The following is a 2,224-nucleotide window of genomic DNA, read 5'->3' as shown; positions in this document are numbered from 1 at the left end:
ATTTAAGCCACAATATGGATTATCATTCTATGAAGTGATTAAAGAGTGTAGTAAAGAACTAATAAAGAAAGGATTCTCGTAATCACACTGTCAGTTAAGTTAATATCTAAATTCCTATCCTATTTTGAGTTATTTCAAATTAAAAAGTATTTTTTCCCGTATTCTGCAAAGTGGCTTTAGGTGTAATAAAATGATATATTATGATAAAAATGGAGGTCATTTCAGATTTATTATTCTCTTGCAATAAGGGCACATCACTTTTTTTCCAACACATTTAAATTCTTTATTGCAAAATAGGCATTTGCAGGTTTTTGTCTTTAACGCATCTAAATCTATTATTGTGTATTTACTAATATCCAATTCTTCAATATTTTCCATAGTACCACGTATTTAATTGCTAAAAAAGATAAATTGATATCCAAATTTTAGTTAAGTTCCTATTTCAATTGGCTCAGAAATATCTTTTATGATTCTAATTGCTGAATAGGCGGCGAGTGCAGAAGTTTTTGGATTTTCTTCACATGGAACGTTTTTAACAAGAACTTTTAATGTTCCTATGGAACTCTTAACAAAAATCTCATGATTGTTTGTTTTTATCTTTGGATCTGCAATTATTACAACCTTTGCTGGAAATTCTGATGCTATAGAGAGCATAACTGACACGTTTATGTTTGATGGAAACTGTTTTATTGCATCAAAGACATCTCCTTCAAAAACAACAGTTGGTTCTTTTATTTTATTGGGATCAACTCCTTTATTTTCTAATGCCTCCTTTAAACCCTCAACAGGTTTTGTTGTTTTTAAAATAACCTCCTCTATTTTTCCAAGTGCGAGAGATTTAATGGCATCAATTCCTGCAACAGCACCAGAGGGTAGATATATCTTTCTACCTTTTTCCTTTGCAAGGTTGTAGAGTTTTAAAAACAACTCCTTATCCACAAAAGCACCTACGCTCATAATTAAGATATCCTTGTTATTTGATAGTGCCTTGATGGCGATCTCTTCAACTGCCTTAACTGATGCCGCCTCAACAACCAAATCAATATCTTTCTCAACAAGATTATCTACGCTACTACAAACTTCTGCATTTGTAATTTTACTTAATTTTTCCGCCTTGTGTATATTTTTATCGTAATATGCCACTATCTTTGCATTTATCTTTTTTTTCACAACCATCTTTGATATAAATGATGCTATTGCTCCACAACCTACAATACCTATTTTTAACATCATATCACTATATCTATTTTTAAATTTGCTAAAAACAACCATAAAAAAAGCTAAAAATAAATTTTATTTTGAAATTTTGCTTTTTTCAGTTTCAGATGTTTTAACCAATACTTTTGCTGGAGGTTTCATCAATACTATGTTACCTATTGCTGTGACTAAGTTGTAGGGAAGTACTATTTTTTTGTCAACATTTCCAACCAACTCTTTTAAACAACCGTTTGATACATCAGATACTACAATTCCGCTAATTGCGGATTTTTCCGTGTCGAGGATGGCATCATACACTTTGCCTACATACCTCGCGGTCATGGTGTAGATCTGCTTGCCCAATATATCGCTAATTTTAATAGCCATATAAATCCCTCCAAATACATTAAACATTTTTATCATCTATGCATATAAGTGATATTTATAGTTGTTTGCAGGTTTATGTTGCCGTGGTTGTTTATGTTATAACAATCGTAAATAAAATTAAAGACATAAATTATGTCTTATTATCTGATAGTGTGATTTAACACTATTAAAATTAAAACCAAAAAATAGAAATAGGTAGTACTTAAATAACTCGTTAAAAAACGGTGCATCTCCTATGCTAGCAGCACTTAATAATATACTCACTAATTCTATAAATAGTTTAAGATTTAACTGTTCAGAGGAGTTATCCAGTTCGCAGAGGTTAGAACACTAACGCCAATAAAAACTATCAAAGCATTTTCAGAGGATATTTTTGGAATTCACAGAACAACTATCGTTAAAAACCTACAAAAACTCTCTGAAGACGAGTTTTGTTTATATGCTCAACTATCTAACCTTCCCAATATTTTTGATGACAATAGATTTAAATACACTGCAATAATCGATTCAACGCTACTAAGGAGATGGAGTGAAAAAGTTTATGGATGCAATATTCGATATAACTACATCGAAAGACATAGCAAACTATAGTTGTTTGCGAATTTTGCTAAAATTTATTTATACTCTAAATTTTTACGCT

3 protein-coding genes are annotated in these 2,224 nt (G+C 30.8%); all 3 read right to left on the bottom strand.

Annotated elements, in window-relative coordinates:
• Nucleotides 1-216 precede the first annotated feature (216 nt).
• On the bottom strand, nucleotides 217-378 hold the full coding sequence (locus METFODRAFT_RS11090) for a hypothetical protein (protein WP_007045405.1): 162 nt from the start codon (nucleotides 376-378) through the stop codon (nucleotides 217-219).
• 51 nt (nucleotides 379-429) lie between these two features.
• Entirely contained in the window at nucleotides 430-1,230 is an 801-nt protein-coding gene (locus METFODRAFT_RS09480; RefSeq protein WP_048115858.1) for an aspartate dehydrogenase, read from the bottom strand.
• 63 nt (nucleotides 1,231-1,293) lie between these two features.
• A complete protein-coding gene (locus METFODRAFT_RS09475) occupies nucleotides 1,294-1,584 on the bottom strand; it encodes a PRC-barrel domain-containing protein (RefSeq protein WP_007045403.1) in 291 nt (96 codons plus the stop codon).
• Nucleotides 1,585-2,224 lie beyond the last annotated feature (640 nt).

This window comes from Methanotorris formicicus Mc-S-70, from assembly GCF_000243455.1.
In the GTDB taxonomy this organism is placed as follows: domain Archaea; phylum AGJL01; class Methanococci; order Methanococcales; family Methanococcaceae; genus Methanotorris; species Methanotorris formicicus.
This window is presented reverse-complemented; position numbering and strand designations above follow the sequence as displayed.